The sequence below is a fragment of the Rhizobium sp. SVR5-2C genome (assembly GCF_056755115.1).
Genome location: NZ_JBNDHT010000057.1, coordinates 13,960 through 37,565, shown reverse-complemented (window position 1 = coordinate 37,565; position 23,606 = coordinate 13,960). Strand labels below are relative to the sequence as shown.

The 23,606-nt window shown below is 61.1% G+C and carries 16 protein-coding genes; 12 read left to right on the top strand and 4 right to left on the bottom strand.

Annotation, left to right across the window (positions count from 1 at the left end; all coding sequences use genetic code 11):
* Positions 1-73 precede the first annotated feature (73 nt).
* From ACPYOI_RS17680 to glgB, 12 genes are all read left to right on the top strand, one after another.
* The gene (locus ACPYOI_RS17680) at positions 74-1,051 is read left to right on the top strand and encodes an autoinducer 2 ABC transporter substrate-binding protein (RefSeq protein WP_168829931.1); all 978 of its coding nucleotides are present in this window, start codon (positions 74-76) and stop codon (positions 1,049-1,051) included.
* Between the two features lie 83 nt (positions 1,052-1,134).
* Positions 1,135-2,652 (top strand): sugar ABC transporter ATP-binding protein, encoded by a 1,518-nt coding sequence (locus ACPYOI_RS17675; protein WP_481423128.1) that lies wholly within the window; start codon positions 1,135-1,137, stop codon positions 2,650-2,652.
* Positions 2,645-3,646, top strand: coding sequence for an ABC transporter permease (locus ACPYOI_RS17670; protein ID WP_481414481.1), 1,002 nt, complete (start codon positions 2,645-2,647; stop codon positions 3,644-3,646). Before ACPYOI_RS17675 ends, ACPYOI_RS17670 begins: the two co-directional genes overlap by 8 nt.
* Positions 3,643-4,638, top strand: a complete 996-nt coding sequence (locus tag ACPYOI_RS17665; RefSeq protein ID WP_168829934.1) for an ABC transporter permease — start codon at positions 3,643-3,645, stop codon at positions 4,636-4,638. The genes ACPYOI_RS17670 and ACPYOI_RS17665 overlap by 4 nt, the downstream gene beginning before the upstream one ends.
* Positions 4,639-4,642: 4 nt before the next feature.
* Positions 4,643-5,491, top strand: coding sequence for a sugar phosphate isomerase/epimerase family protein (locus ACPYOI_RS17660; protein ID WP_481414480.1), 849 nt, complete (start codon positions 4,643-4,645; stop codon positions 5,489-5,491).
* 21 nt (positions 5,492-5,512) lie between these two features.
* Positions 5,513-7,000 carry an FGGY-family carbohydrate kinase gene (locus ACPYOI_RS17655; protein ID WP_481414479.1) on the top strand — a complete coding sequence of 496 codons (1,488 nt, stop codon included), beginning with the start codon at positions 5,513-5,515 and terminating at the stop codon, positions 6,998-7,000.
* The gene (locus ACPYOI_RS17650; protein ID WP_481414478.1) at positions 6,997-7,698 is read left to right on the top strand and encodes a class II aldolase/adducin family protein; all 702 of its coding nucleotides are present in this window, start codon (positions 6,997-6,999) and stop codon (positions 7,696-7,698) included. The genes ACPYOI_RS17655 and ACPYOI_RS17650 overlap by 4 nt, the downstream gene beginning before the upstream one ends.
* Before the next feature lie 125 nt (positions 7,699-7,823).
* On the top strand, positions 7,824-9,602 hold the full coding sequence (gene treZ / locus ACPYOI_RS17645) for a malto-oligosyltrehalose trehalohydrolase (protein ID WP_481414477.1): 1,779 nt from the start codon (positions 7,824-7,826) through the stop codon (positions 9,600-9,602).
* A gap of 44 nt (positions 9,603-9,646) precedes the next feature.
* Positions 9,647-11,527, top strand: coding sequence for a 4-alpha-glucanotransferase (gene malQ, locus ACPYOI_RS17640; RefSeq protein ID WP_481423127.1), 1,881 nt, complete (start codon positions 9,647-9,649; stop codon positions 11,525-11,527).
* 79 nt (positions 11,528-11,606) lie between these two features.
* The gene (locus tag ACPYOI_RS17635) at positions 11,607-14,861 is read left to right on the top strand and encodes an alpha-1,4-glucan--maltose-1-phosphate maltosyltransferase (RefSeq protein ID WP_481423126.1); all 3,255 of its coding nucleotides are present in this window, start codon (positions 11,607-11,609) and stop codon (positions 14,859-14,861) included.
* Between the two features lie 23 nt (positions 14,862-14,884).
* Positions 14,885-18,184, top strand: a complete 3,300-nt coding sequence (gene treS / locus ACPYOI_RS17630; RefSeq protein ID WP_481414627.1) for a maltose alpha-D-glucosyltransferase — start codon at positions 14,885-14,887, stop codon at positions 18,182-18,184.
* Positions 18,181-20,388 carry a 1,4-alpha-glucan branching protein GlgB gene (gene glgB, locus ACPYOI_RS17625; RefSeq protein WP_481423125.1) on the top strand — a complete coding sequence of 736 codons (2,208 nt, stop codon included), beginning with the start codon at positions 18,181-18,183 and terminating at the stop codon, positions 20,386-20,388. The genes treS and glgB overlap by 4 nt, the downstream gene beginning before the upstream one ends.
* Positions 20,389-20,398: 10 nt before the next feature.
* Here glgB and ACPYOI_RS17620 read toward each other — a convergent pair whose 3' ends face one another.
* The 4 genes from ACPYOI_RS17620 to ACPYOI_RS17605 form a co-directional block, all read right to left on the bottom strand.
* A complete protein-coding gene (locus tag ACPYOI_RS17620; protein ID WP_481423124.1) occupies positions 20,399-20,665 on the bottom strand; it encodes a DUF2277 domain-containing protein in 267 nt (88 codons plus the stop codon).
* 136 nt (positions 20,666-20,801) lie between these two features.
* Positions 20,802-21,785 carry an XdhC family protein gene (locus ACPYOI_RS17615; protein ID WP_481414474.1) on the bottom strand — a complete coding sequence of 328 codons (984 nt, stop codon included), beginning with the start codon at positions 21,783-21,785 and terminating at the stop codon, positions 20,802-20,804.
* A 79-nt stretch (positions 21,786-21,864) separates the two neighbouring features.
* Positions 21,865-22,680, bottom strand: coding sequence for an alpha/beta fold hydrolase (locus tag ACPYOI_RS17610; RefSeq protein WP_481414473.1), 816 nt, complete (start codon positions 22,678-22,680; stop codon positions 21,865-21,867).
* 73 nt (positions 22,681-22,753) lie between these two features.
* The gene (locus ACPYOI_RS17605) at positions 22,754-23,500 is read right to left on the bottom strand and encodes an isochorismatase family protein (protein WP_481414472.1); all 747 of its coding nucleotides are present in this window, start codon (positions 23,498-23,500) and stop codon (positions 22,754-22,756) included.
* Positions 23,501-23,606: the final 106 nt, after the last annotated feature.

Below are 23,606 nucleotides of genomic sequence, written 5' to 3'. Positions count from 1 at the left end.
GGAACTGAAACTTGGCACGCCAATTGGCGGCCGAAGGCGTGTTCCTGCGCGGAACGTTCGGAGGAGGAGAAGCATGAAAAAGCTTATGATTGCAGCGCTTGCTGCAGCGTTGTCGCTTGGAGCTTCGTTCGCTGCGCAGGCCGCCGACAAGGTTGGCGTGGTCGTCAAGATCGGTGGCATTCCGTGGTTCAATGCCATGGAGGCCGGGATCAAGGAGCAGGGGACCAAGCTCGGTCTCGATGCTTTCATGGTGGGTCCGACGAGTGCCGACCCGGCGCTTCAGGTGCGCGCCATCGAGGATCTGATCGCCCAGCAGGTCAAAGTGATCGGCGTCGTTCCGAACGATGCCAAGGTGCTTGAACCCGTTCTGGCCAAAGCCAAGGCCGCGGGTATCATCGTCATCACCCATGAATCTCCCGGCCAGAAGGGCGCCGACTGGAATTTCGAACTGGCCTCGTCCAAAGGTTTCGGCGAAGCTCATGCCAAGCTTCTGGCTGAGAAGATGGGTGGCAAGGGCGAATATGCCGTGTTCGTCGGCTCGCTCACAGTTCCGCTGCACAATGCCTGGGCCGATGCGGCGGTCGCTTACATCAAGGCAAATTATCCTGATATGAAGCTCGTCGGCGAACGGTACGGCGTGGCTGAAGATGTCGACAAGAGCCGCTCGACGGCGCTCGATCTCATCTCGGCTCATCCGGACCTCAAGGGCTTTCTCGCTTTCGGCAGCCAAGGCCCGATCGGTGCCGGCCGCGCCATCGAGGAGCGGCGCAAGACTGGAGAAATCTTCGTTCTCGGGCCCTTCTCACCCGGTCAGGGCCAGAAGCTGATCAAAGCGGATGCGATCTCCGGCGGCTTTATGTGGAATCCGAAGCAGGCCGGCGAAGTCTTCGTGACGCTGGCCGATCGCCTGATCAAGGGTGAGAGTGTCAAGGAAGGCGACGACATTCCCGGTCTTGGCGTGATCAAGCCGGTCGGCAACGACATCATCGTCGATCAACTCTTGCCGATCAACAAGGACACGGTGGACGAACTCGCGGGCATGGGCCTGTAACGTTCCCCGAACGCGTTCCTCCCGGGCTGCCGGGCTGGCTTCGGCTGGCTCGGTGGTGCCCGGGAATTCTTCGGATCGAAACGATGATCGCACCTGAAACTGTGGAGAGCGGCCGCCCGGAGCCGCTGTTGTCCCTGCATAACATCAATATGACCTTCGGCGGCGTCAAGGCGCTGAAGAATGTCAGCTTCGACGTTCTGCCGGGCGAGGTGCACTGTCTGGCCGGTGAAAACGGCTCCGGCAAGAGCACGTTGATCAAGATCATCACCGGCGTCTACCGTCCGCAGTCCGGCGCCGTCATCGATTACGACGGCCAGACCTATACGCACATGTCGCCGGTGACGGCGCAATCCGCAGGCATCCAGGTCATCTGGCAGGACCTTGCTCTGTTTCCGGAAATGACGGTTGCCGAAAACATCGCATTTCAGACGGTGCTTGGCCGCTGGCCCCGGTTTGTCAATTACGACAGCATGCGCGAAACCGCGCTGAAAGCGCTGGCTCGGCTCGGCGTCACGCTGGATGTCGACCGGCCGCTGAAGGACTACGCGATCGCCAAGCGTCAGATCGTTGCGATTGCGCGTGCGCTGATCGGCGAAGCCAAGCTGGTCTTCATGGATGAGCCGACTGCCTCGCTGACGCAATCGGAAACGGACCATCTGCTCGACATCGTCCGGACGCTCTCTGCATCCGGTGTCGCCGTGGTATTCGTCAGCCACAGGCTGGCCGAGGTGCTCGAGATATCGAGCCGGCTGACGGTTCTGAGGGACGGGGCGCTCGTCGGCGTCTACCCGACGAGCGGAATGACCCAGTCGCGCATCACCGAACTGATGACCGGCAAGACCTTCGACCAGACGATCCATGTCCGTGACGTCGGCAGCAATCCGGTGGTGCTGGAGGTCGAGGGTCTCACCCGGCCGGGGCAGTTTCAGGATATTTCCTTTACCGTCCGACGCGGCGAGACCCTCGGCATCACCGGCCTGCTTGGTGCCGGGCGCACCGAGCTCGCGCTCTCCTTGTTCGGCATGTTGAAGCCGAAGGCAGGTACCATCAGGCTTGAGGGCAAGCCGGTCCGTTTCTCCTCCAATCGCGACGCGATCGCGGCCGGGATCGCGTATCTCTCCGAGGATCGGCTGTCTCTCGGGCTCATTCAGCCGCAGTCGATCGCCGACAATCTTGTCATTGCATCGCTCGACCGCATCATCTCCGGTGGGCTGTTGTCCGATACCGGCAAGCAGGAGCTGGTTGCCCGATGGATCACTGATCTGGGCATCAAGATCGGCAAGCAGGACGATGCGATTTCGACGCTTTCCGGCGGCAACCAGCAACGCGTCGCCATCGCCAAGTGGCTGGCGACCGGTCCGAAGCTGCTCATTCTCGACGCTCCCACCGTCGGCGTGGACGTCGGTGCCCGCGCCGGCATCTTCGATATCGTCGCCAAACTCGCAGCCAGCGGCCTCGCGATCATCCTGATCTCCGACGAGGTGCCGGAGGTCTACTTTCATGCGGACCGCGTGCTGCACATGGCCAAGGGGCGTATCGTCAATCGGTTCACGCCGCGCGACTGCGCGCTTGAGGACATCGAGGCTGCCGTCTATGCATAAACTCGTTCAATCCCACGCGACGGAATTTGCGCTGCTTGCCGTCATGGTGATCATCAGCCTGTTCCTGTCGATCATCACCGACCGCTTCTTCTCGCTCGGAAACGCGTTCGATCTGCTCAACACCAGCGCCGTCAATATCATTTTCGCCGTCGGGCTTCTCGTCGTCTTGATCGCCGGCGGCATCGATATCTCCTTTGCGGTCGCAGCCTCGGTCGTTCAATACATCACTGCCATCCTGCTCGGCTGGATTGGGGGCGGCGGTTGGGTGAGCGGTCTGTTGATTGCCGGCGTTCTCGGGATCCTGCTCGGCGCCGTCAACGCTTTCCTCATCCACAGATTCCGGATCATTTCGATCGTCGCGACCATCGCCACCTTCAACATCTATTTCGGGCTGTTGATGTTTTTCACGCGCGGCGTGTCGATTTACAATCTCCCGGACTGGCTGACCTCGCGCGTTGTCCTGTTCGAGCACGAGATGGCGGATGGGACCTGGATCGAAATCACGCTGCCGGTGCTGGTCATGGTCATCTGCGTCGTCGCTACCTGGCTCTTCATCACCCGAACGACGACGGGGCGGCAGCTTTATGCCTTCGGCGATAATCCCGAAGGAGCGCGCCGGTTCGGCATCAATATCGCGGCAATGCAGTTCATCGCCTTTGGCTGGCTTGGACTGATGGCCGGCATCGCAGGTCTGATCCAGGCGCACTACGCACAGGAAGTCGTTCCAAACGCGCTTTATGGTCGCGAGCTGGACGTGCTTGCCGCCGTGGTACTTGGCGGCGCCCGGCTCGGCGGCGGTAAAGGCTCCGTCCTCGGCTGCGTGCTCGGGGTTCTCTTGATCTCGATCACGCAGAACGGCCTCAATCTCGCAGGCGTCTCGCCATATGCTTTCAAGATGATCGTCGGCGCCATCATTCTGGTCGCCATTACGCTGTCGAACACCAGCATCGAAAAGCTGCTGCCGTTCATGCGTCAGGAAGGAGGCCGCAGATGACCGCCCTCCTCAAGCGCCGTTGGGCGATCATCGGGCCGGAAATGGCCGGGCCCGGACTTGCGCTCTTCATGGTCCTGCTCTTCTTCAGCTTCGCGTCACCACAATTCCTGAGCCGCGCCACTTTCGGTTCGGTGGCCTTCCAGCTACCGGAACTCGGGCTTCTCACGCTCGCCATGCTTTTGCCGGTGCTGACCGGCGGGCTCAATCTCGCGATCACCTTCACCGCCAATATCGCCGGCCTGACACTGGCCTGGGTGCTGAAGGCACACGGGGGCGTGGATGCGGGACCCTTTGCTTTCGTGCTCGGCAGCCTCCTTGCTATCGGCGTCGGGGCGGCGAGCGGCGTGGTGATGGGGTTAGTGATTGCCTATACGCGGGCCCACCCGATCCTGGTGTCGCTGTCGATGATGATCTTCCTGCGCGGACTCGGCGAGTTCTTGACTCACGGTGGCGATGTCTCGGGTTTTCCGGCCTACCTTGCGCCTCTCGGCCACGGCAGCGTGCTCGGTTTTCCGGTGCCGCTTCTCGTCTTCATAGGCTGCGTGGCGATCTGGCATCTGCTGCTGACAAGGATGAAGCTCGGCTTCAACACTTACATGATCGGCTCGAACATCGAGGCGACGCGATATTCGGGCATCAGTACGCGCAAGGTCCTGGTGCTGGTCTATACGCTGTCTGGCGCCATGTGCGCGGTCGCCGGCATCATCATGCTCGCCCGCTTCAACTCGGTGCGCGTCGGCCACGGTGAATCCTATCTGCTGATCACTGTGCTTGCCTGCTTCCTCGGCGGCGTCAATCCATTTGGCGGCTTTGGCAGGGTCATCCCCGTCTTCGTGGCGCTCGTCGTTCTGCAGCTGCTCGCATCCGGCCTCAACCTCATGGGAGCCAACCAGCATCTTGCGACAGCCGTCTGGGGCATCCTGCTCATCACCGTGATGATCCTGCGCTATGCGGCCGGGCATCTCAAATTTCTCAAGCGAAAAAAGGGATAAGGCCATGGAAGGTTTTGGTGTTCACACCAGCATGTGGACCATGAACTGGGATCGCGCCGGTGCGGAGAAGGCGATTGCCGCCGCCGTCAAGTACGAGATGGATTTCATCGAGATCGCGCTCCTGAATGCGCCGGCGGTCGATGCGGCACATACCAGGGCGCTGCTGGAAAAACACAGGCTGCGCTCTGTCTGCTCGCTTGGCCTGCCGGAAAGCGCCTGGGCGTCCGTTCGTCCTGACGCGGCGATCGAGCACTTGAAGGTCGCCATCGACAAGACCGCGGAAATGGGCGCGGAAGCGCTTTCCGGCGTGATCTTCGGCGGCATCGGTGAGCGTACCGGCGTTCCGCCGACGCAAGGGGAATACGACAATATTGCGCGAGCCCTGCAGGCGGCGGCCAAGCATGCCAAGTCTAAGGGTATCGAACTCGGTGTCGAGGCAGTGAACCGTTACGAGAACCACCTGATCAATACGGCCCGGCAGGCGGTGGACATGATCGAGCGGGTCGGTGCCGACAACGTTTTCGTTCATCTCGATACCTATCATATGAACATCGAGGAAAAGGGCGCCGCCAACGGTATTCTCGATGCCCGCGATCACCTGAAATACATCCATCTTTCGGAAAGTGACCGCGGCACGCCGGGCTACGGCAACATTCCCTGGAATGAGGTTTACGCGGCACTCGCTGCCATAGGCTTCAAGGGCGGGCTGGCGATGGAAAGCTTCATCAACATGCCGCCTGAAGTCGCTTACGGACTCGCGGTCTGGCGCCCGGTTGCGAAGGATGAGGCCGAAGTGATGGGCAACGGCCTGCCGTTCTTGCGCAACAAGGCGCGGCAATACGGCCTGATCTGAACGGCAATCCGGAAAGCCGAAATGACGGAAGGGCAGGCGACCGATCGAAGGGAAGACAGACAGCCGGCGACTGTCGTCGTGCTGGATGTGGGCAAGAGCAACGTGAAGCTCAATGCGGTAACGGCCACAGGTGAGGTTGTCGAAACGCTGTCGGTCTGCAACCCGGTGCTGGAAGGCCCGCCTTGGAAGCATCACGACCTGCAGGGGCTGAGCGATTGGGTGTTCGACAATCTGGCCGCTCTTTCCGGACGCCACCCGCTTTCCACCTTCATCGCGACCGGTCACGGTTCCGGCGGCGTGCTGGTCGGATCTAATCCTGATGACGGCGATGGAACCGTCCTGCCGATGATCGATTACGAGCAGGCTTTGCCGGACGATATCCGCGAAGGCTATCGACCGCTCTCCGGCTCCTTCCTCGATCGTGGCAGTGCGATCATGCACGGTGCCACCCATCAGGCGCGGCAGATTTTCTGGATGCAGCAGGCGCAGCCAGGGGCTTTTGCTGGATCATGCTGGTTTCTCGGCGTGCCGCAATACTGGGCATGGCGGCTGTCGGGTGAGGTGGTGTCGGAAACGACAGTTCTCGGTGCGCAATCCCATTTGTGGAACGTTGCGGAAAGACGCTGGTCGCCAATCGTGACCTCGCAAGGCTGGGCCAGGCTGATGCCGCCATTCGCCACGGCCTGGCAAGCAATCGGCACCATCCGCCGCGGTCTTGCGAAGCGGTATGGATTGCCAGCCGATATGAGGGTGCTGGCGGGCATTCACGACAGCAGCGCCAACTTCTACCGCTATCAGGCGGCGGGATTGGAGGATGCGACCGTCGTTTCCACGGGCACCTGGATCGTTGCGCTGAACGCCGAGACGCCGCTTACGCGACTGGATGAGCATCGGGGAATGACCTGCAACAGCGACGTATTTGGCCGCCCCGTCGGCGGCGCCTTGACGATGGGCGGGCGGGAATTCAGCCACCTCGCAGGGGTTGGCAATGCCAATGGCGAGGCCGGCGCGAGGCTTGTCAGCCGGCTGATCGGGCAGGGCACGATGGCCTTGCCCTCCTTCGGGGAAGATGACGGCCTGTTTCCGGGCAGCGCCGGCAGGGGAAGGATTGCGGGCCCTCAACCCGCCGACGATGCCGAGCGCCGGGCTTTGGCGGCTCTTTACACGGCGCTGCTGACGATCGAATGCGTCGATGCGCTGGCGAACGGCGGACCGCTTATTCTCGATGGCAGCTTCCTGCGGGATCCGCTCTATGGCTCGCTCGTGGCCGCGCTCCGTCCGGATTGCGAGACGCTCGCCAGCCTCGAACGCTATGGCGTTGCATCCGGCGCAGCGCTCCTGGCAACCCATGGACTCCGCCGGGGACCTGCCTCGATCGCACTGGAAAAGCCTGCAGTCTTCCATCATCCGCCCGCCGACTTGGCTGCTTATGCCCGACGCTGGCGAACCGAGGCGCGGCATGCGGCGCGCAACGATTTCAACGTCCATCAGGAAAGGTTCACTTCATGAACGAACACACCGATATGACGGCGCTGCGCCGCGAAATGGTCGATGTCTGCCGGCGGATGAATTCGAGTGGCATCAATCAAGGCACTGCCGGAAACCTGTCCGTGCGGACCAGCAGCGGCTTTTTGATCACGCCGTCGTCCTTGCCCTACGACGCGATGACGCCGGAGGATTTGGTGGAGATGGATTTCGACGGCACCTACGTCGGCCGCCGCCCGTCGTCCGAATGGCGCTTTCATCGCGACATCCTGAAGAGTCGCACGGATATCAATGTCGTGCTGCATTGCCATTCGATTTACGCAACAACGCTCGCCTGCCACCACAAGACCATTCCGAGCTTCCATTATATGACGGGCGTCGCCGGCGGCACCACGATACGCTGCGCCGAGTACGCGACGTTCGGGACACAGGCCTTGTCGGACAACGCGCTGGTGGCGCTCACGGACCGGTTCGCCTGTCTGCTCGGTCAGCACGGCCAGATCTCGCTCGGCAAGACGCTCGAGTCCGCCCTGTGGCTGGCGATCGAAATCGAGACGTTGTCACGCATCTATGTGCAGGCCTTGACGCTCGGCGAACCGCCGGTGCTGCCTGACGAGGAAATGGCGCGGGTCCTTGAGCAAATGCGCCGCATGAGCTATGGGCAAGCGCCTGATGCGGAAGGTGTCAACGACATTGCACGGCCGCGAGCCGGAGTCATTTAAGCTCCCTCAGTGTCTGGTTACTCGGAAAGGGCGCTGCATTCGCGCTCTTAGAGCAGCAGAGGCTCGAAACATTTTCACGGCGGTCGAGTTAACGGTTCACTCTGTTTCAACCGGAAGGCACCGCCTTGACCAGAATGATGTTTGGCCCAATCCTCACTGATGACGGCGTTCTTTTTCGGCTCTGGGCGCCTTTTCATCGACGCGTATCTGTGAAGTTAGAAGGTGCTAAGCCACTGGAGATGCGGCCGGTTGGTGACGGATGGCACCATTGCGAAGTCTCTGGCGCCGGCCCGGGCGCCCTCTATCAGTTCGTGCTGCCGGACGGCCTTGAAGTTCCCGATCCCGCTTCCCGCTTCCAACCGCGGGACGTTCATGGGCCAAGCGAGGTTATTGACCTGGCCTCTTATCGCTGGAGAAGAGAAGGGTGGACGGGCCGGCCATGGGAGGAGATCGTCATCTATGAGATGCATATCGGCTCCTTTACCCAGGAGGGTCGCTTTCTAGCGGCGATTGAAAGGCTTGATCACCTGAGGCAGCTGGGCGTTACGGCAATCCAGATCATGCCCGTCAGCGATTTCCCGGGTCGCTACGGTTGGGGCTACGATGGAGTGCTCCCCTATGCTCCGGATAGTAGCTATGGGCGACCGGAAGATCTGATGGCCTTGGTAGACGCGGCCCATCACCGGGGAATCTGTGTGTTCCTCGATGTCGTCTACAATCACTTCGGGCCGGATGGAAATTACATGCCGGCCTATGCGCCGCTGTTCACCGAGCATCACAAGACGCCATGGGGCCGTGGCATAAATTACGATGGCGAGGATTCGGGGCCCGTGCGCGAATTTGTCATCCAGAATGCCCTATATTGGATTACCGAATTCAGGCTCGACGGTCTGCGCCTCGATGCCGCCCACGCGATCAACGACGACAGCCAGGAACATCTCCTGCACGAGCTCGCCCATCGTGTACGGGCAGCTGCCGCAGGCCGCAATGTCCATCTGATTGTCGAAAACGAAGACAACGACAGCGATATTCTGAAGCGGAACACCGAAGGTACGGCACTGCTCTTCGCGGCGCAGTGGAACGACGACATTCACCACGTGCTGCATGTTGCAGCGACTGGAGAGACTTTCGGCTACTATGCCGATTATGCCGGTGACGTCGCCAAGCTCGGCCGGGCGCTCGCCGCTGGCTTCGTATTCCAGGGCGAGCACATGCCATATCGTGGACGGCCCCGCGGCAAGCCGAGTGCGGAGCTTCCACCCACAGCCTTCATCTCCTTCATTCAGAACCACGACCAGATCGGCAACAGGGCACTGGGGGATCGAATGGTTGCCTCACGCCCGAAGGACGCGATCAAGGCGATAACCGCTGTTTACCTTCTGGCACCGCAGGTCCCAATGATGTTCATGGGTGAGGAATGGGGCGCGGAAGAGCCCTTCCCCTATTTCTGTGATTTCAACGAGGACCTTAACGAAAAGGTAAGAAAGGGTCGCCGCGAGGAGCTGACCCGGCTGCCAGGCTTCGATGCCGAAGACCTTCTCGATCCGACTGCGCACTCCACATTCGCTTCAGCCAAGCTCGATTGGTCAAAGCTTGCCGATTCCTCTTCGGCGGATATCCTCGGCTTTTACAAGACACTTCTGGAGATCAGACACCGCCGGATCGCGCCCTTGCTGAACGGTCTCGGCGGCAAGACCGGTGTCTTTCGAACCGCAGGGAGCGCGGTCGCAGTCGATTGGACGCTGGCCGGGGGTGTCCAGCTGCATCTGCTAGCCAACCTGACCGATCAGGAGACGTCCATCAGTTTGCAGAATGAGAATATGGAGCAGATTTTCGCCTGCGGCTCGATCAACCGCAGCCGTCTCGCACCATGGTCGGTGATCTGGAGCATCAGCAAGACCTGACCTCGCGAAGGACGAAGGCCGGAGGCGCGGAAGGCGACTGAACGATGAAGCCCAAGCAACTCGACGAACTGGCTCGGCGACACGGCATCAGCCTCACCAGGCCGAGTCCGGATGGTCAGGAAGTGCCGATCTCCAACGAGACCAAGCGAAAAATCCTGGCCGCCTTGAAGATCGAGCCGCGGCCGAAGAAAGCGCCCCCGAAATCATCCGGGAAGGCCGGCGCTCATTCGGCAAAGTCCCACTCGATGAAAAAGAAGACCCCGAAAGCATACTTGCCGGAGGTACTCAGCAAGACCCGTGTCTGGGGGATCAGCCTGCAGCTTTATGAACTGCGCTCTTCGCGCAATTGGGGAATAGGAGATTTCGAGGATCTTTCGGTTATGGCGGATATTGTCCGGTCGCTCGGGGGTGACTTCATCGGCCTCAATCCGTTGCATGCTCCGTTTCTTGCCGATCCCGACCGCTGCAGCCCTTACGAGCCTTCGAACCGCCAGCGACTTAACCCCCTCTACGTAGCCGTCGATCAGGTTCCAGGCTTTGCAGGCCGCCCGGAGCTCGATCGGCAGCTGGAGGACCTGCGGCAAACCGATCTCGTCGATTATGTTGGGGTCGCTCGCACAAAGCTCGCCGTCCTGAGGTCTCTTTGGGCCAACTGGCAGAGAGGCGCGCCGCGCCACCGGGTTTACGATCCTGCTGATTTCGAGGCGTTCCTGCGTGAGGGCCGTAAGGGACTGCGCCGTCATGCGCTCTTTGAAGCAATTTCGTTTTCGATGGTGAAATCCGCGGCAGGAGCTGGTTGGCATACCTGGCCGGCAGAATATCAAAACCCGGATAGTCCGGCGGTAGTGGAGTTCGAGCGGGAGAATGCGGACGAAGTTCGCTTCCATATGTGGCTGCAATGGCTGGCACACCGGCAACTCGCCGAGGCTGCCGAGCATGCGCGCAAAGTCGGCCTGCGGATGGGGTTCTACCTCGATCTTGCGGTTGGCGAAGCCATCGACGGTTCCGCGACGTGGAGCAAGCGGGACATCTACATCGCCGGGGCAACAATCGGAAGCCCGCCGGACCCCTTTGCGACGCAAGGTCAGGACTGGCATCTGGCCGCATTTCGGCCCTCGACGATCGCTTCGGGCAAGCACTCGCCCTACCGTCGGATGGTGAGCGCGGCGATGCGCTATGCCGGCGCCATCCGCATTGACCACGCGGCGGCGCTGAGGCGCCTCTTTCTGGTGCCGCTGGACAGCCCGCCGGAGGCTGGCGCGTATGTCGACTACCCGCAACATCGGTTGCTGAAGATCCTGGCAAAGGCCTCGGCGCGATACCGCTGCGTGGTGATCGGCGAAGACCTGGGCACGCTTCCGCAAGGATTGCAGGACGATCTCTCCGAGGCGCAGATACTTTCCTATCGCGTCCTTTCTTATGAGCGGGACAAAAGCGGCTTCAAACCGGCGGAGGTCTATCCGACCCTGGCTCTCGCCTGCATCTCTACCCATGACCATGAGACGTTGGCCGGCTGGTGGCGAGGTCGCGATATCAAGGCAAGGGCTAAACATGGCATCGTGCCGCCGGAGGTGACGCAGCAACACGTCAAGGAGCGGAAAAACGAGCGCCGAGACCTCAGGGAAGCGCTCGATGATGCAGGCCTCGATCCACCGGCGCGGCTCACCGCTAAAACAGCGGATGAAGAGAAACTGCGCAATCTGGCTGTCAGCGCGCACCGCTTCATTGCCAAGACCCCGTCGCTCCTTGCCGCCGTCCGCCTTGCCGACCTGACAAGCGAGAAAAGGCCGACCAATGTTCCGGGCACCGGCGACCGCTATCCCAATTGGAAACCGAAGCTGTCGGTGGCCATCGAGAATTTTGGCGCGATCCCGCTCGTTGCGAGGATAGCTGCGGCGATGCGGAATGAAAGGCCGAAAGAGTAAGCCGATTTGGCATGTTTTGAAGGAACAAGTTCCGGCGACCTTCCGTTACAACGCAAAACGCTGTGGCGAGGCATTGCTCATGGACACGCGCCCTCAGTTCGCTTCCCGAATCTCTCTCTCACGACTGCCACCGCAGATTTATTACGTGCATCCCCTGATGCTGAAGGGGCTGGACGCTTGGAGAGAGGTGTTCGCGCATGCCAAGGACCTTGGCCTGGACACTGTGCTCACGGCTCCCCTTTTCGAACGCGGCCATAATGCCAGCGTCTTCGTCACCAGGAATTTCGACCGGCTTGATCCTGAACTCGGACTAGGTGATTCCGTCGGCGACGGGCTGAAGGCGCTGGTTCAGGCGGCTCGAGAGAACGGCGTCCGATTGATGCTCGACCTCGTCGTCGACCGAGTGGCCCTCGATGATGAAACGGCGGAATCGATGACCGCCGATCCGCGCGTGGCACCACAGGAAAATCTCAGCCGGCGCATCGATTTCATGGGCGAGGCCAAGCACATTGAGGCTTGGCGCACCCGCATGATTTGGCTTACGGGCCTTGGCATTGCCGGCTTCCGTTGCCTGGGGATCGGGCGGCTGGCGCCGGAAGCGTGGCGCGAGCTTATCGTCTCGACCCGGCAGTCGGCTCCGGAAACGATCTTTCTCGCCTGGACGCCAGGCAGCGCCTTCGAAGACCGCAAAGCCCTTGCAGATACCGGCTTCGACGGCAGCTTCTCCTCGTTTGCATGGTGGAATCTTGAGGACCGCTGGATCATGGACGAATACCAGATCCAGCGACAGATCGGCTATCAGATCACCTTCCCGGAAGCGCCATTCGCCAGGCGCGTCGCCAACGGCACGGACAGTTGCGAAGTTCTGCAGCGCAAGGCAGTCCGGGCGCTGAAACTTGCGTCCACGTTTGCCAGTGGGCTGATGATCCCCATGGGCTTCGAATACGGAGTGGAAACGCCGCTCGACCCGTTGCATGGCGACGGAAGCGGCTTGGCGGGACTTCGTGACATCGGCTCGTTCGATCTCTCAGGAGACATCCGTACTGTAAGCCGGGGAACGAACAAGACTACCGCCGGCTTCGCCCGGCAGCCGCTGAGGTTGGTCTTCGCCAGCCAGACGCCGACGGTCGCCCTGATGCAGACCGAGCTGGAGGACATCCGCACGTCCCAGAAGGCGCGCATCGTCGTCCTCAATCGCGATCTCAGGCGCGTCGCGCAAGCGCCGTTTAACGCCGTCCGCGAAGCCGCCTCCGCCTTTCTGCCGCTAAAGGCTCTCGACGCGGAGGATGAGACCTTTACCGCTGAGCTCAAACTGAAGCCGGGCGAGCTGCGGATATTCGAAGGAACATCGTCAATTCCGGTCATTGATGCGGTCCGGGTCCCGAGCGTCGACGAGGCGGCCGCCTCTGCGCGGCTGGCTATCGAAAAAATCACGCCGGCGGTGGATGAGGGGCGTTTCGTCGTCAAACGCATCGTCGGCGAGACGGTGAAGGTCGAGGCAGATATTTTCGGCGATGGCCATGACCCGCTGTCGGCGGCCCTGCTTTGGCGACCGGCCGACGAGACGAAGTGGAACGAGGTCCGCATGCAGTTGATCGAAAACGATCGCTGGCACGCGGAATTCACTCCGAAGCGCGTGGGGCGGCACGAATTCATAGTCGAAGGCTGGCGCAATCCCTTCGCTATCTTCCGCTACGAATTCACCAAGAAGCACGAGGCACGGCTCGATCTCCGCCTGGAAATCCAGGAGGGCATCAACCACGTGCTCGACGCGCTCGACAATTCGTCCGGTCGGATCAAAAAACGGCTGCAGAGCCTTTTCGACGAGCTGACCGAAGTGCAAGATTCCCAGCGCATCGAAATCCTGCTTGCCGCCGAGACTGCCGAACTGTTGGCAGAGGCCGACCGCCGGCCCCATCGGGTTCGCTCGCAGGCCATTCCGCTCGATGCGGAACGTACGGCCGCCGCATTTGCGAGCTGGTACGAGATTTTTCCACGCTCCCAGAGCGGTGATCCCAACCGCCACGGCACGTTTGACGATGTCATCGAGCGCCTGCCAGCAATCCGCGCCATGGGCTTCGACGTGCTCTATTTCACGCCCATCCACCCGATCGGCAAGACGAATCGCAAGGGCAAGAACAACAGCCTCAAGGCCGCGCCGGGAGATCCCGGCAGCCCCTATGGGATCGGCTCCGAAGCAGGCGGGCACGAGGCGATCCATCCCGAACTCGGCGCGTTCGAAGACTTCCGGCGCCTGGTGGATGCGGCCGCGGAAGCCGGCTTGGAAATTGCGCTCGACCTGGCGATCCAGTGTTCGCCAGACCACCCGTGGCTGAAACAGCATCCGGGCTGGTTCGACTGGCGGCCGGATGGCACGATCCGCTATGCGGAAAACCCGCCGAAGAAATACGAGGATATCGTCAACGTCGATTTCTATGCCAGCAACGCAGTTCCTTCATTATGGACCGAGCTGCGCGATGTCGTGCAGAAATGGGTCGACAACGGCGTAAAACTCTTCCGCGTCGACAATCCGCACACCAAACCCTTCCCCTTCTGGGAATGGCTGATCGCCGATATCCGCACGCGGCATCCGGAGGTCGTCTTCCTGTCGGAGGCCTTCACGAAGCCGAAGGTGATGTACCGCCTCGCCAAGATCGGCTTTTCACAGTCCTACACCTATTTCACATGGCGCAACGCGAAGTGGGAGCTCGAGCAGTACATGCGCGAGATCACCACGGAAGAACCGAAGGAATTCTTCCGGCCTCACTTTTTCGTCAACACGCACGACATCAACCCCGATTTCCTGCAGAACGCGCCGCGCCCGGCCTATCTGATCCGTGCTGCGCTTGCCGCCACACTCTCGGGACTCTGGGGCGTCTACAATGGGTTTGAGCTTTGCGAGGGCCGGCCCGACGCCAAACGCAAGGAATATGCCGACTCGGAAAAATACGAGATTCGCGCCTGGGACTACGACAGGCCAGGCAACATCAAATCCGAGATTGCCATGCTCAACCGGATCCGAAAGGAGAATCCGGCGCTGCATTCGCACCTTGGCCTCCAGCTTCTCACGGCCTGGAACGACAACATCATGTTCTATGAGAGGGCAACCACGAGCCGTGAGAACGCTCTGCTGATCGCCGTCAACCTCGATCCGTACAATGCGCAGGAAGCGGACGTGGAAATCCCGCTCTGGTCATGGAACCTCCCAGACCACGGCGCGCTTGACCTCGAGGACCTGATCAGCGGCCGGAAATTCACCCTGACCGGTAAGATCCAGCGCATTCGGCTCGATCCGCATGCCGGCCTGCCGTTTGCGATCTGGCGCGTGAGATAAGGGAGGAGAACGACATGGATACGATGACCCTAAGTCCCGGCGCGCTGGCTCAGACATCCGCGCAGGAGCCCGATCCCTTGTGGTACAAGGACGCGGTCATCTACCAACTTCACATCAAATCCTTCTTCGATGCCAATGGGGACGGCATCGGGGACTTCAAGGGCTTGCACGAGAAGCTCGACCACATCGCCGCGCTCGGCGCCAATACGATCTGGGTGTTGCCCTTCTTCCCTTCGCCGCGTCGGGACGACGGATATGATATCGCCGATTACACCAGCGTCAGCCCGGACTATGGCACGATGGAGGAGTTCACGGCCTTTGTCGAAGCTGCGCACCAACGCGGCCTGCGGGTGGTCATCGAGCTCGTCATCAATCACACGTCCGACCAGCATCCGTGGTTCCAGCGTGCCCGCTTAGCGCCACCCGGCTCGCCGGAGCGGGATTTCTACGTCTGGTCGGATACGGATCAGAAATTCCCGGAAACCCGCATCATCTTTCTCGATACGGAAAAGTCCAACTGGACGTGGGATGCCGTGGCGGGCGCCTACTATTGGCACCGCTTCTATTCCCACCAACCGGACCTCAATTTTGATAATCCGCTGGTCTTGGAGGAACTCTTGGGCGTGATGCGGCTGTGGCTGGAAACCGGTATCGACGGCTTCCGCCTCGACGCGATTCCCTATCTGGTCGAGAGAGAAGGCACGATCAACGAGAATCTGCCGGAGACACATGAGATCCTGAAGAAGATCCGGTCGGCGCTCGATGCCACGCATCCAGGCAAGATGCTCCTTGCCGAGGCCAATCAGTGGCCGGAGGACACGCGCGAATACTTCGGCGACGGCGACGAGTGCCATATGGCATTCCACTTCCCGCTGATGCCGCGGATGTATATGGCGATCGCCAAGGAAGACCGCTTTCCCATCACCGACATCATGCGGCAGACGCCAGAAATCCCCGAGAATTGCCAATGGGCGATCTTTCTTCGCAATCACGACGAGCTGACGCTTGAAATGGTGACCGACGAAGAGCGCGACTACCTCTGGAACATTTATGCCGCCGACCGCCGCGCCCGCATCAATCTCGGCATTCGGCGCCGTCTTGCGCCGCTGATGGAGCGCGACCGCCGCCGCGTCGAGCTGATGAACGCCCTGTTGCTCTCGATGCCGGGTACCCCGGTGATCTACTATGGCGACGAGATCGGAATGGGCGACAATATCTATTTGGGTGACCGCGATGGCGTCCGCACGCCGATGCAGTGGTCTCCGGACCGCAACGCCGGCTTTTCTAGAGCCGACCCGGCCCGGCTGGTGCTGCCGCCGATCATGGACGCTCTTTATGGCTACGAGGCCGTGAACGTCGAGGCGCAAGCAGCGGACGCGCACTCGCTGCTGAACTGGACCCGCCGCATGCTGGCCTTGCGCAACAGGCATATGGCTTTCGGGCGAGGCCCCTTGAGGTTCCTCACACCGGGCAACCGCAAGATTCTCGCGTACTTGCGTGAATACGATAACGAGACGATCCTTTGCGTCGCCAACCTCTCCCGCCTGCCGCAGGCCGTCGAACTCGATCTCGCACAGTTCGAGGGCCGCGTACCGATCGAGCTGACGGGCATGTCTCCGTTCCCGCCGATCGGTCAGCTCACCTACCTGCTTACACTGCCGCCATACGGATTCTTCTGGTTCCAGCTCGCGCAGGAGGCGGACGGCCCTGCCTGGCGCACCGAGCCTCCCGAGCAGTTGCAGGACATGGTGACCGTAGTGATGCGTCGCAATCTGCAGGAACTGGTCGATGAGCCACGGCTTTCCCGGACGCTGTCGAGCGAGGTTCTGCCGGGCTATCTCGCCAAGCGGCGCTGGTTCGGCAGCAAGGGCCAGGCGTTGAGGCGTGCCTCCCTTGTTGCCGCGACGCCGCTTCCCTTTGCCGGCAACCTCCTGTTGGGAGAACTGGAGGTCGAGCTCGACGAGCGTACGGACACCTATCTGCTGCCGCTTGCGGTATCGTGGGACGACACCCAGCCGACCGCCCTCGTGCAACAGCTTGCTCTTGCCCGCCTCCGCCAAAGCCGCCGGGTGGGATTTCTGACCGACGGCTTTGCACTGGAGGGCTTGGCACGCGGCGTCGTCCGCGGGCTCAGCGAACGTGCAGTCATCTCCGGCCGCGCCGGCAGGCTGGAATTTCTCGGGACGGATCAGCTCGACGGCATGAACGTCAACGAGGACATGCCGGTGCGGTGGCTCTCGGCAGAGCAATCCAACAGCTCCCTGATCATCGGCGACATGGCGATGGTCAAGCTCATCCGCCACATCTTGCCGGGCACCCATCCGGAAGTGGAGATGACCCGCCATCTCACGAAGGTCGGGTACAAGAATACGGCGCAGTTGCTCGGCGAAGTCGCGCGCATTGCGCCGGATGGCAGTCGCTACACCTGCATGATTGTGCAGGGTGCGATCCGTAACCAGGGCGATGCCTGGGACTGGATGCTCGGCAATCTCCGTCGCTCGATCGATGAGGTGCTGGTAACCGGGATCGACGAGGAGGCAGCGGACGAGCACTTCAAGCCAATCGTCGATTTTGCCGCGACGGCCGGCAAACGGCTCGGCGAATTGCATGTGGCGCTGGCGCAGCCGACCGAGGACGAGAATTTCAAACCCGTCAGGATGTCCAACGCGGATGCCCTAGCGCTGGCAAACGCCGTCAAAGAGCAGGTCAAGGCCAGCCTCGCCATTCTGGAGGAGACCCGCGACAGCCTCGCTCCGGCCGTCGCTCAACAGATCGGGCAGCTCATCGATGGACGCGAGGACCTTTTGAAGGCGGCTGGCTACCTGGCCAAGGCCGCGGCTGGCACCTTCATGACCCGCAATCACGGCGACTTCCATCTGGGCCAGATCCTGGTCTCGGAAGGTGATGCCTACATCATCGATTTCGAGGGCGAGCCTGCCCGAGATCTCGCCGAACGTCGCGCCAAGAGCAATCCGCTGCGGGATGTCGCAGGACTACTGAGATCGCTCAGCTATCTGGCAGCGTCGGCAGATGTTGACCGGGACTTGGTAACCCAAGTGGACAATGAGAGGAATATGGCGCTCGTGGCCCGCTTCATCGAAATGGCGGAACCTGCATTTCTTCAGGCCTATTTCGACGCAATCGACAGCGCAAGAGAACTCAGCATCCCGGCGGAATCTGGCGGTCGCATCCTCGACCTGTTCCTGCTGGAGAAGGCGGCTTACGAGATCGCTTATGAGGCCCATAACCGTCCCAATTGGCTAGCCCTGCCAGTTGCGGGCTTGTCGGCCATCGCATCGAGACTCCTGGAGAACGTCGCATGAGACACGAGCGCGCAGACCTGATGATCGGCACCGCCCAGGAGGCTCTTCAAGATCTCATCGAAGGCCGCCAGGGCGATCCCTTCTCAATTCTCGGACTTCATCAATATGGCGACCTTACCGTCATAAGAGCGCTGTTGCCTGGCGCGATCTCCGTGGACGTGGTGGAGGTCGGCACCAACCGCGTGCTGACGCGGCTGGAGACGATTCATCCGGGCGGGCTCTTTGCCGGCGCGATCGGCAGCCCGACCAGCTACCTCTTTCACATCAACTGGCCCGATGCCGTGCAGGAGACGGAAGACCCTTACGCTTTCGGCCTGCTGCTCGGCGACCTTGATCTGCATCTCATCGCTCAAGGTACCCATTACGACCTCGGCCGCACGCTCGGTGCCATTCCGACGGAGGTCGATGGCATTCAAGGCGTCCGCTTTTCCGTATGGGCCCCGAATGCGCGGCGCGTGTCCGTTATCGGCGACTTCAATTCCTGGGATGGGCGGCGGCATCCGATGCGGCTCAGGCCGCAGGCGGGCGTGTGGGAGCTTTTCATTCCCCGCCTCACGCATGGCGAGCGCTATAAGTTCGAGCTGGTCGACACTCACGGCAATCTCCTGCCGCAGAAGGCCGATCCGGTTGCCCGCGCCAGCGAAGCCGCACCCTCGACGGGCTCGATCGTCGCCTCCTCGAAACCCTTCCGCTGGAGCGATGAGGATTGGATGCGCGCGCACCGAGCGGACCGAGCGCTCGAAGGTGCTATCTCGATCTACGAAGTGCATCTCGGATCTTGGCTCAGGATCACTGAGGAGGAAAACCGGCCGCTCGATTGGGTCGAACTCAGCCAGAGGCTGGTTCCGTATGCCCGAGATCTCGGCTTCACGCACATCGAACTCCTGCCGATCATGGAGCATCCATTCGGTGGCTCTTGGGGCTATCAGCCGCTTGGCCTCTTCGCGCCAACCGGTCGCCATGGCACGCCAGAGGATTTCGCCTATTTCGTGGATCGCTGCCATGCCGCGGGCATCGGCGTGATCCTCGATTGGGTGCCGGCCCATTTCCCCACCGATGTCTGGGGGCTCGCCCGCTTCGACGGGACCGCACTTTATGAGCATGAAGACCCGCGGGAGGGGTTTCACAAGGACTGGAACACGCTGATCTACAATCTCGGCCGCAACGAGGTGAAAGGCTTCCTGATTGCTAGCGCATTGGAGTGGCTGGAGCATTTCCATGTGGATGGGATACGCGTGGACGCGGTCGCCTCCATGCTCTACCGCGACTACAGCCGCAACGAGGGCGAATGGATCCCCAACCAGTACGGCGGCCGCGAGAACCTCGAGGCAGTCGAATTCCTGAAGCACCTCAACAGCATCATCCATCACCGCTGCCCCCACGCCTTTACGGTGGCGGAAGAGTCGACCGCCTGGCCCGGCGTCTCGAAGCGGCTCGACGAGGGCGGACTTGGTTTCGACTTCAAGTGGAACATGGGATGGATGCACGACACGCTGCACTATATCCAGGACGACCCCGTCTACCGCAAATACCACCACTCGGCGATGACCTTCGGGATGATCTACGCCTATTCAGAACGCTTCATTCTGCCGCTCTCCCATGACGAGGTGGTGCACGGCAAAGGCTCGCTTTTCGGCAAGATGCCAGGCGACCACTGGCAGAAGCTCGCCAACCTGCGCGCCTATTACGGCTTCATGTGGGGGCATCCCGGCAAGAAACTGCTCTTCATGGGCGGTGAGATTGCTCAGGATGCCGAATGGAGCCATGACGGCTCCATTCATTGGGACCTGCTCGACCAGCCCGGCCATGCAGGCCTGCAGCGCCTGATCCGCGACCTGAACACTCTCTACACACGAGAGCCGGCACTACAGTTCGGAGACCTGAATCCCGCCGGGTTCGAATGGGCGGCGGCCGATGATGCGGAAAATTCCATCTACGGTATGCTTCGCAGTGCGCAAGACCGCTCCTCGCATGTCCTGATCATGTCCAATCTGACGCCGGTGCCACGGAACGGTTATCGCGTTGGCGTGCCGGCGGAGGGGCGCTGGGAGGTGATGCTTAATACCGATGCCGCGGTCTATGGAGGGGCCGATCTCGGGCAGATCGAGGTATGGGCAGAACGCCAGCCAACGCACGACAAGGCATTCTCGATTTCTCTCACGGTCCCGCCGCTTGCGACGGTTTTCCTGCGATGGAAGGGTTAGGTCGGTCGACTCAGCTGAACCTGACCGCCATTCTAGCGCGCGCCTTTGCCGCTTCTTCCTCGCGGTTGCGTGGGGGTTGCGCTGTTTCCAGCGAATCGAGCAATTCCTGGGCCGCCGCCGCGATCGAACTGACCGCGTGACTGAAAGCCACTTCATTCCGTTTCGACGGTTTGGTCGTCCCGCTCAGCTTGCGCACGAACTGAAGCGCGGCGTCGTTGATTTCCTGGTCTGTCGCCGGTGGATCGAAATTGAACAGGGGTCTTATGTTTCGGCACATGATTGGCTCCCGGTCATCTTGCATGACAAAGATAAATTATATGGTGTGCCGAGTTTATTTTATAGCTCGCGGACCTGCCAATGCTTTGCGTTGTCGCCAAGGAGGTGCGACCAAAGTGGGCCGGCGCTCGCGGTCCCTATGCCGAGCCGAATACGTGGGCCAAGGAGGTCTGCGATGGCTCCCTGTCGTTTTCCGCGATGCGTGTCTTAACCCGTGTTTGATCGACGTGAACCAGTTCGGCGAGGATCGAAAGCGCGATGTCGCCGGCGCTCTTGCTGCCGGCAAATAGCCCTGCCGGGCCGTTGATGCGGTTCAGGCTTGCGCGATCGAACCCCTGTTCCTCAAGCCGCTGCAGACGCAGGCGATGGGTCGGCCGGCTTCCCATTGCTCCGATGTAGAAGGCATCCGTCGCCAATGCCGACGGGAGCAGCGCCAGATCCCAATCGTGGTCGTGGAACATAAAGACGATTGCCGTGCGCGCGTCGGCTTCGAATGGCGGCGTGCGGTTGGGGCTTGTCAGGTGGGTCGTCGCTACATTGAACGAAGACAGGCGCTGAAGCGTCGGCTCGTCGTAGGACCAGGCAAGCACCTCGAAACCGGCGATCTGTGCCATCCGGGCGAGTTGAACCGTCGCCGGTCCGACGCCCGCGATAACCAGCCGTTTGCGCGGCCGGTAAACGCGAAGCATATGAGCTCCGAAGCGGTTGCCTTCGTCGATCACCAACTCGGCGACCTGTCGATGTTTCAGGCGCTGGTCGATCTCCTCAAGGGTATTCAGATCGGCATCGACGTCGAAGAAAAGCTCGATCGCACTGCCGCAGGGAAGCTGGATATCGAAATACTTCGAGCCGCGGCCGTAACGTACCAACCGGCTCTCACCGGCGGCAATGGCTTCAAGCGCCTCGCCGACGACAGCTCTCTCGATACAGCCGCCGGAAAGATATCCGACCCAGTTTCCTGTTTCGGATATCGCCATCTGAGCGCCTAAAAAACGCGGTGACGATCCCTCGATCTTGACCAGCGTGACGAGAGCCAGCTTCTCGCGGCGCTTCAGCGTCTCGATCGCGAAATCGAGAACGTAGTCCTCGAAAGCTTCCCATTCACCATGAGGGTCTTTCATCCACGGAACTCCTGCTTCCGGCGTCGAGCCAGGGATTTGACCGAGGCAGCCGGTTGCTCCGGCTGCCTGCTGGGTATCGTCATGCAGCCGAGCGGAGCTTCAGCAGAGCAGCGGCAATCTCGGACGGCACTTCAAGCGGCGAGAAGTGCCGCACCCCTTCCATCACCTCCAGGTGTGAACCCTTGATGTTATCCGCCAGATATTGCGCCATCTCAGGCGGCGTGGCGTAGTCTTCGGAGCCGACGCGGATCTCGCAGGGGAAAGCGAATTTATGTAGAAACGCGCGCAGATCTGCGGCGCCGAGCATTTCGCAGGTCGCCGCATAGGCCGGCAGTTCGTTGGCGAGGAAGATGCCGACAGCCTGGTCGAGGATAGCGGGGTTCGCTTCCCGGAATGCGTCGCCGAACCAGCGCGTCTTCTGGAAGCCCACCAGCGCCGAGAGGCCCTCGTTCTTTGCCTTTGCGGCGCGCTCAGCCCAGGCGGCTGGTGCATTTTCTCCGTACCAGGCCGTCGTGTCGAAAAGTCCGAGACCCTGCGTTCGCTCAGGGTGATGGCTTGCAAAGGCCAGCGAGACGCAACCGCCCATGGAAGCTCCGGCCACGATCGCGGCGGGCCAGCCGATATGGTCCATCAAGTCGGCGATATCGTCGGCAAATTGCTCGACGCGATAGGGGCCTTGCGGCTTTCCGGATTGGCCATGCCCGCGGCAATCGAAAATCAACACATCTCCGGCGCCCTTCAGCGCTTCGACGGTGCTGTTCCAGAAGCTCTTGTCCATGGCAAGCGAGTGGACAAGGACAAACCGGGCGGCGCCGTCGCCAGGGACCAGGCGGTAGGAGAGGCGGGTGCCGTCCCGGGCTGTTGCGAAATCGGACTCTGTTTTACGGGTTTCCACGTGGGGTTCCTTTATCGTCGTAGCACGTCGATGCCGCTGCCGGCCGGGTCGCCGGCAGCGGCGGTTTTGATGATCAGCCGGCGGCCTTCTGCGCCGACCCCTTGGGAAGGCTGAACATTCCGCGCGGCAGGCTTTCCATGAAGGCAAGAACTTCCGGGCTTTCTATGACGTCGGCATACTTGGCATTGAGGTCGCAGAGCGCTATCGCGTGGCTTGCTTCGGATCGTTCGAAACAGGCGTCCTCGACCATCGTGACGCGGTAATTGTGGCTGAAGGCATCGACGACCGTCGCACGCACGCAGCCGCTCGTGGCGGTGCCGGTGACGATGACGCTGTCGCAACCGAGCTGCGTCAGATAGCCAGCAAGGTTGGTGCCGTGGAAGCCGCTTGGCTTCTGCTTGTAGATGACGATGTCCCGCGCGCTCGGGGCAATCTGCGGCATGATCTCGTTTCCGTCCTGGTTCGTCCCTGTGGGTTTTTCTCCGCTACGGGAGTTTTTCCACGCCCAGGCTCCCGCATCCCAATTGTCGTCGCGCCGGACGCCGGTCGTATAGATAACAGGCATCTCGCGCTCGTGCGCGGTGTCGATGAGCCTGCGGATGATCGGCAGGGCATCCCAAGCGGCTTCGCCACCGGACTGCCGCCATTTCTTGATCGACTCCAAAACAGGCTCGCGGCGATCGCCGCAGAACGCATAATTCACGTCAATCACCAGCAATGCCGGACGTTTTCCGAAGCCCTGCCTGGCGCCGTACCCTGCGAGCTCAAACACGCGTTTATCCCGCTCGGTCAAGAACTTATCCCAGATTCTCTCAGTCATAAACTCGCTCCCAAATAACCAGCAAATACAGCGCCGTCCGATGCAGGCCGCTTAACGACTTGACTTATGGCACAGTTATGATTGTATGGCAAACATACACTATGAC

Bases quoted from the DNA above. Each gene is read 5' to 3' on its own strand.
- ACPYOI_RS17605 (WP_481414472.1), bottom strand. From the start codon at position 23,500: ATGACTGAGAGAATCTGGGATAAGTTCTTGACCGAGCGGGATAAACGC.
- ACPYOI_RS17665 (WP_168829934.1), top strand. From the start codon at position 3,643: ATGACCGCCCTCCTCAAGCGCCGTTGGGCGATCATCGGGCCGGAAATG.
- ACPYOI_RS17620 (WP_481423124.1), bottom strand. From the start codon at position 20,665: ATGTGCCGAAACATAAGACCCCTGTTCAATTTCGATCCACCGGCGACA.
- ACPYOI_RS17675 (WP_481423128.1), top strand. From the start codon at position 1,135: ATGATCGCACCTGAAACTGTGGAGAGCGGCCGCCCGGAGCCGCTGTTG.
- ACPYOI_RS17635 (WP_481423126.1), top strand. From the start codon at position 11,607: ATGGACACGCGCCCTCAGTTCGCTTCCCGAATCTCTCTCTCACGACTG.
- treS (WP_481414627.1), top strand. From the start codon at position 14,885: ATGACCCTAAGTCCCGGCGCGCTGGCTCAGACATCCGCGCAGGAGCCC.
- glgB (WP_481423125.1), top strand. From the start codon at position 18,181: ATGAGACACGAGCGCGCAGACCTGATGATCGGCACCGCCCAGGAGGCT.
- ACPYOI_RS17655 (WP_481414479.1), top strand. From the start codon at position 5,513: ATGACGGAAGGGCAGGCGACCGATCGAAGGGAAGACAGACAGCCGGCG.
- ACPYOI_RS17680 (WP_168829931.1), top strand. From the start codon at position 74: ATGAAAAAGCTTATGATTGCAGCGCTTGCTGCAGCGTTGTCGCTTGGA.
- ACPYOI_RS17615 (WP_481414474.1), bottom strand. From the start codon at position 21,785: ATGAAAGACCCTCATGGTGAATGGGAAGCTTTCGAGGACTACGTTCTC.
- ACPYOI_RS17670 (WP_481414481.1), top strand. From the start codon at position 2,645: ATGCATAAACTCGTTCAATCCCACGCGACGGAATTTGCGCTGCTTGCC.
- malQ (WP_481423127.1), top strand. From the start codon at position 9,647: ATGAAGCCCAAGCAACTCGACGAACTGGCTCGGCGACACGGCATCAGC.
- ACPYOI_RS17660 (WP_481414480.1), top strand. From the start codon at position 4,643: ATGGAAGGTTTTGGTGTTCACACCAGCATGTGGACCATGAACTGGGAT.
- ACPYOI_RS17650 (WP_481414478.1), top strand. From the start codon at position 6,997: ATGAACGAACACACCGATATGACGGCGCTGCGCCGCGAAATGGTCGAT.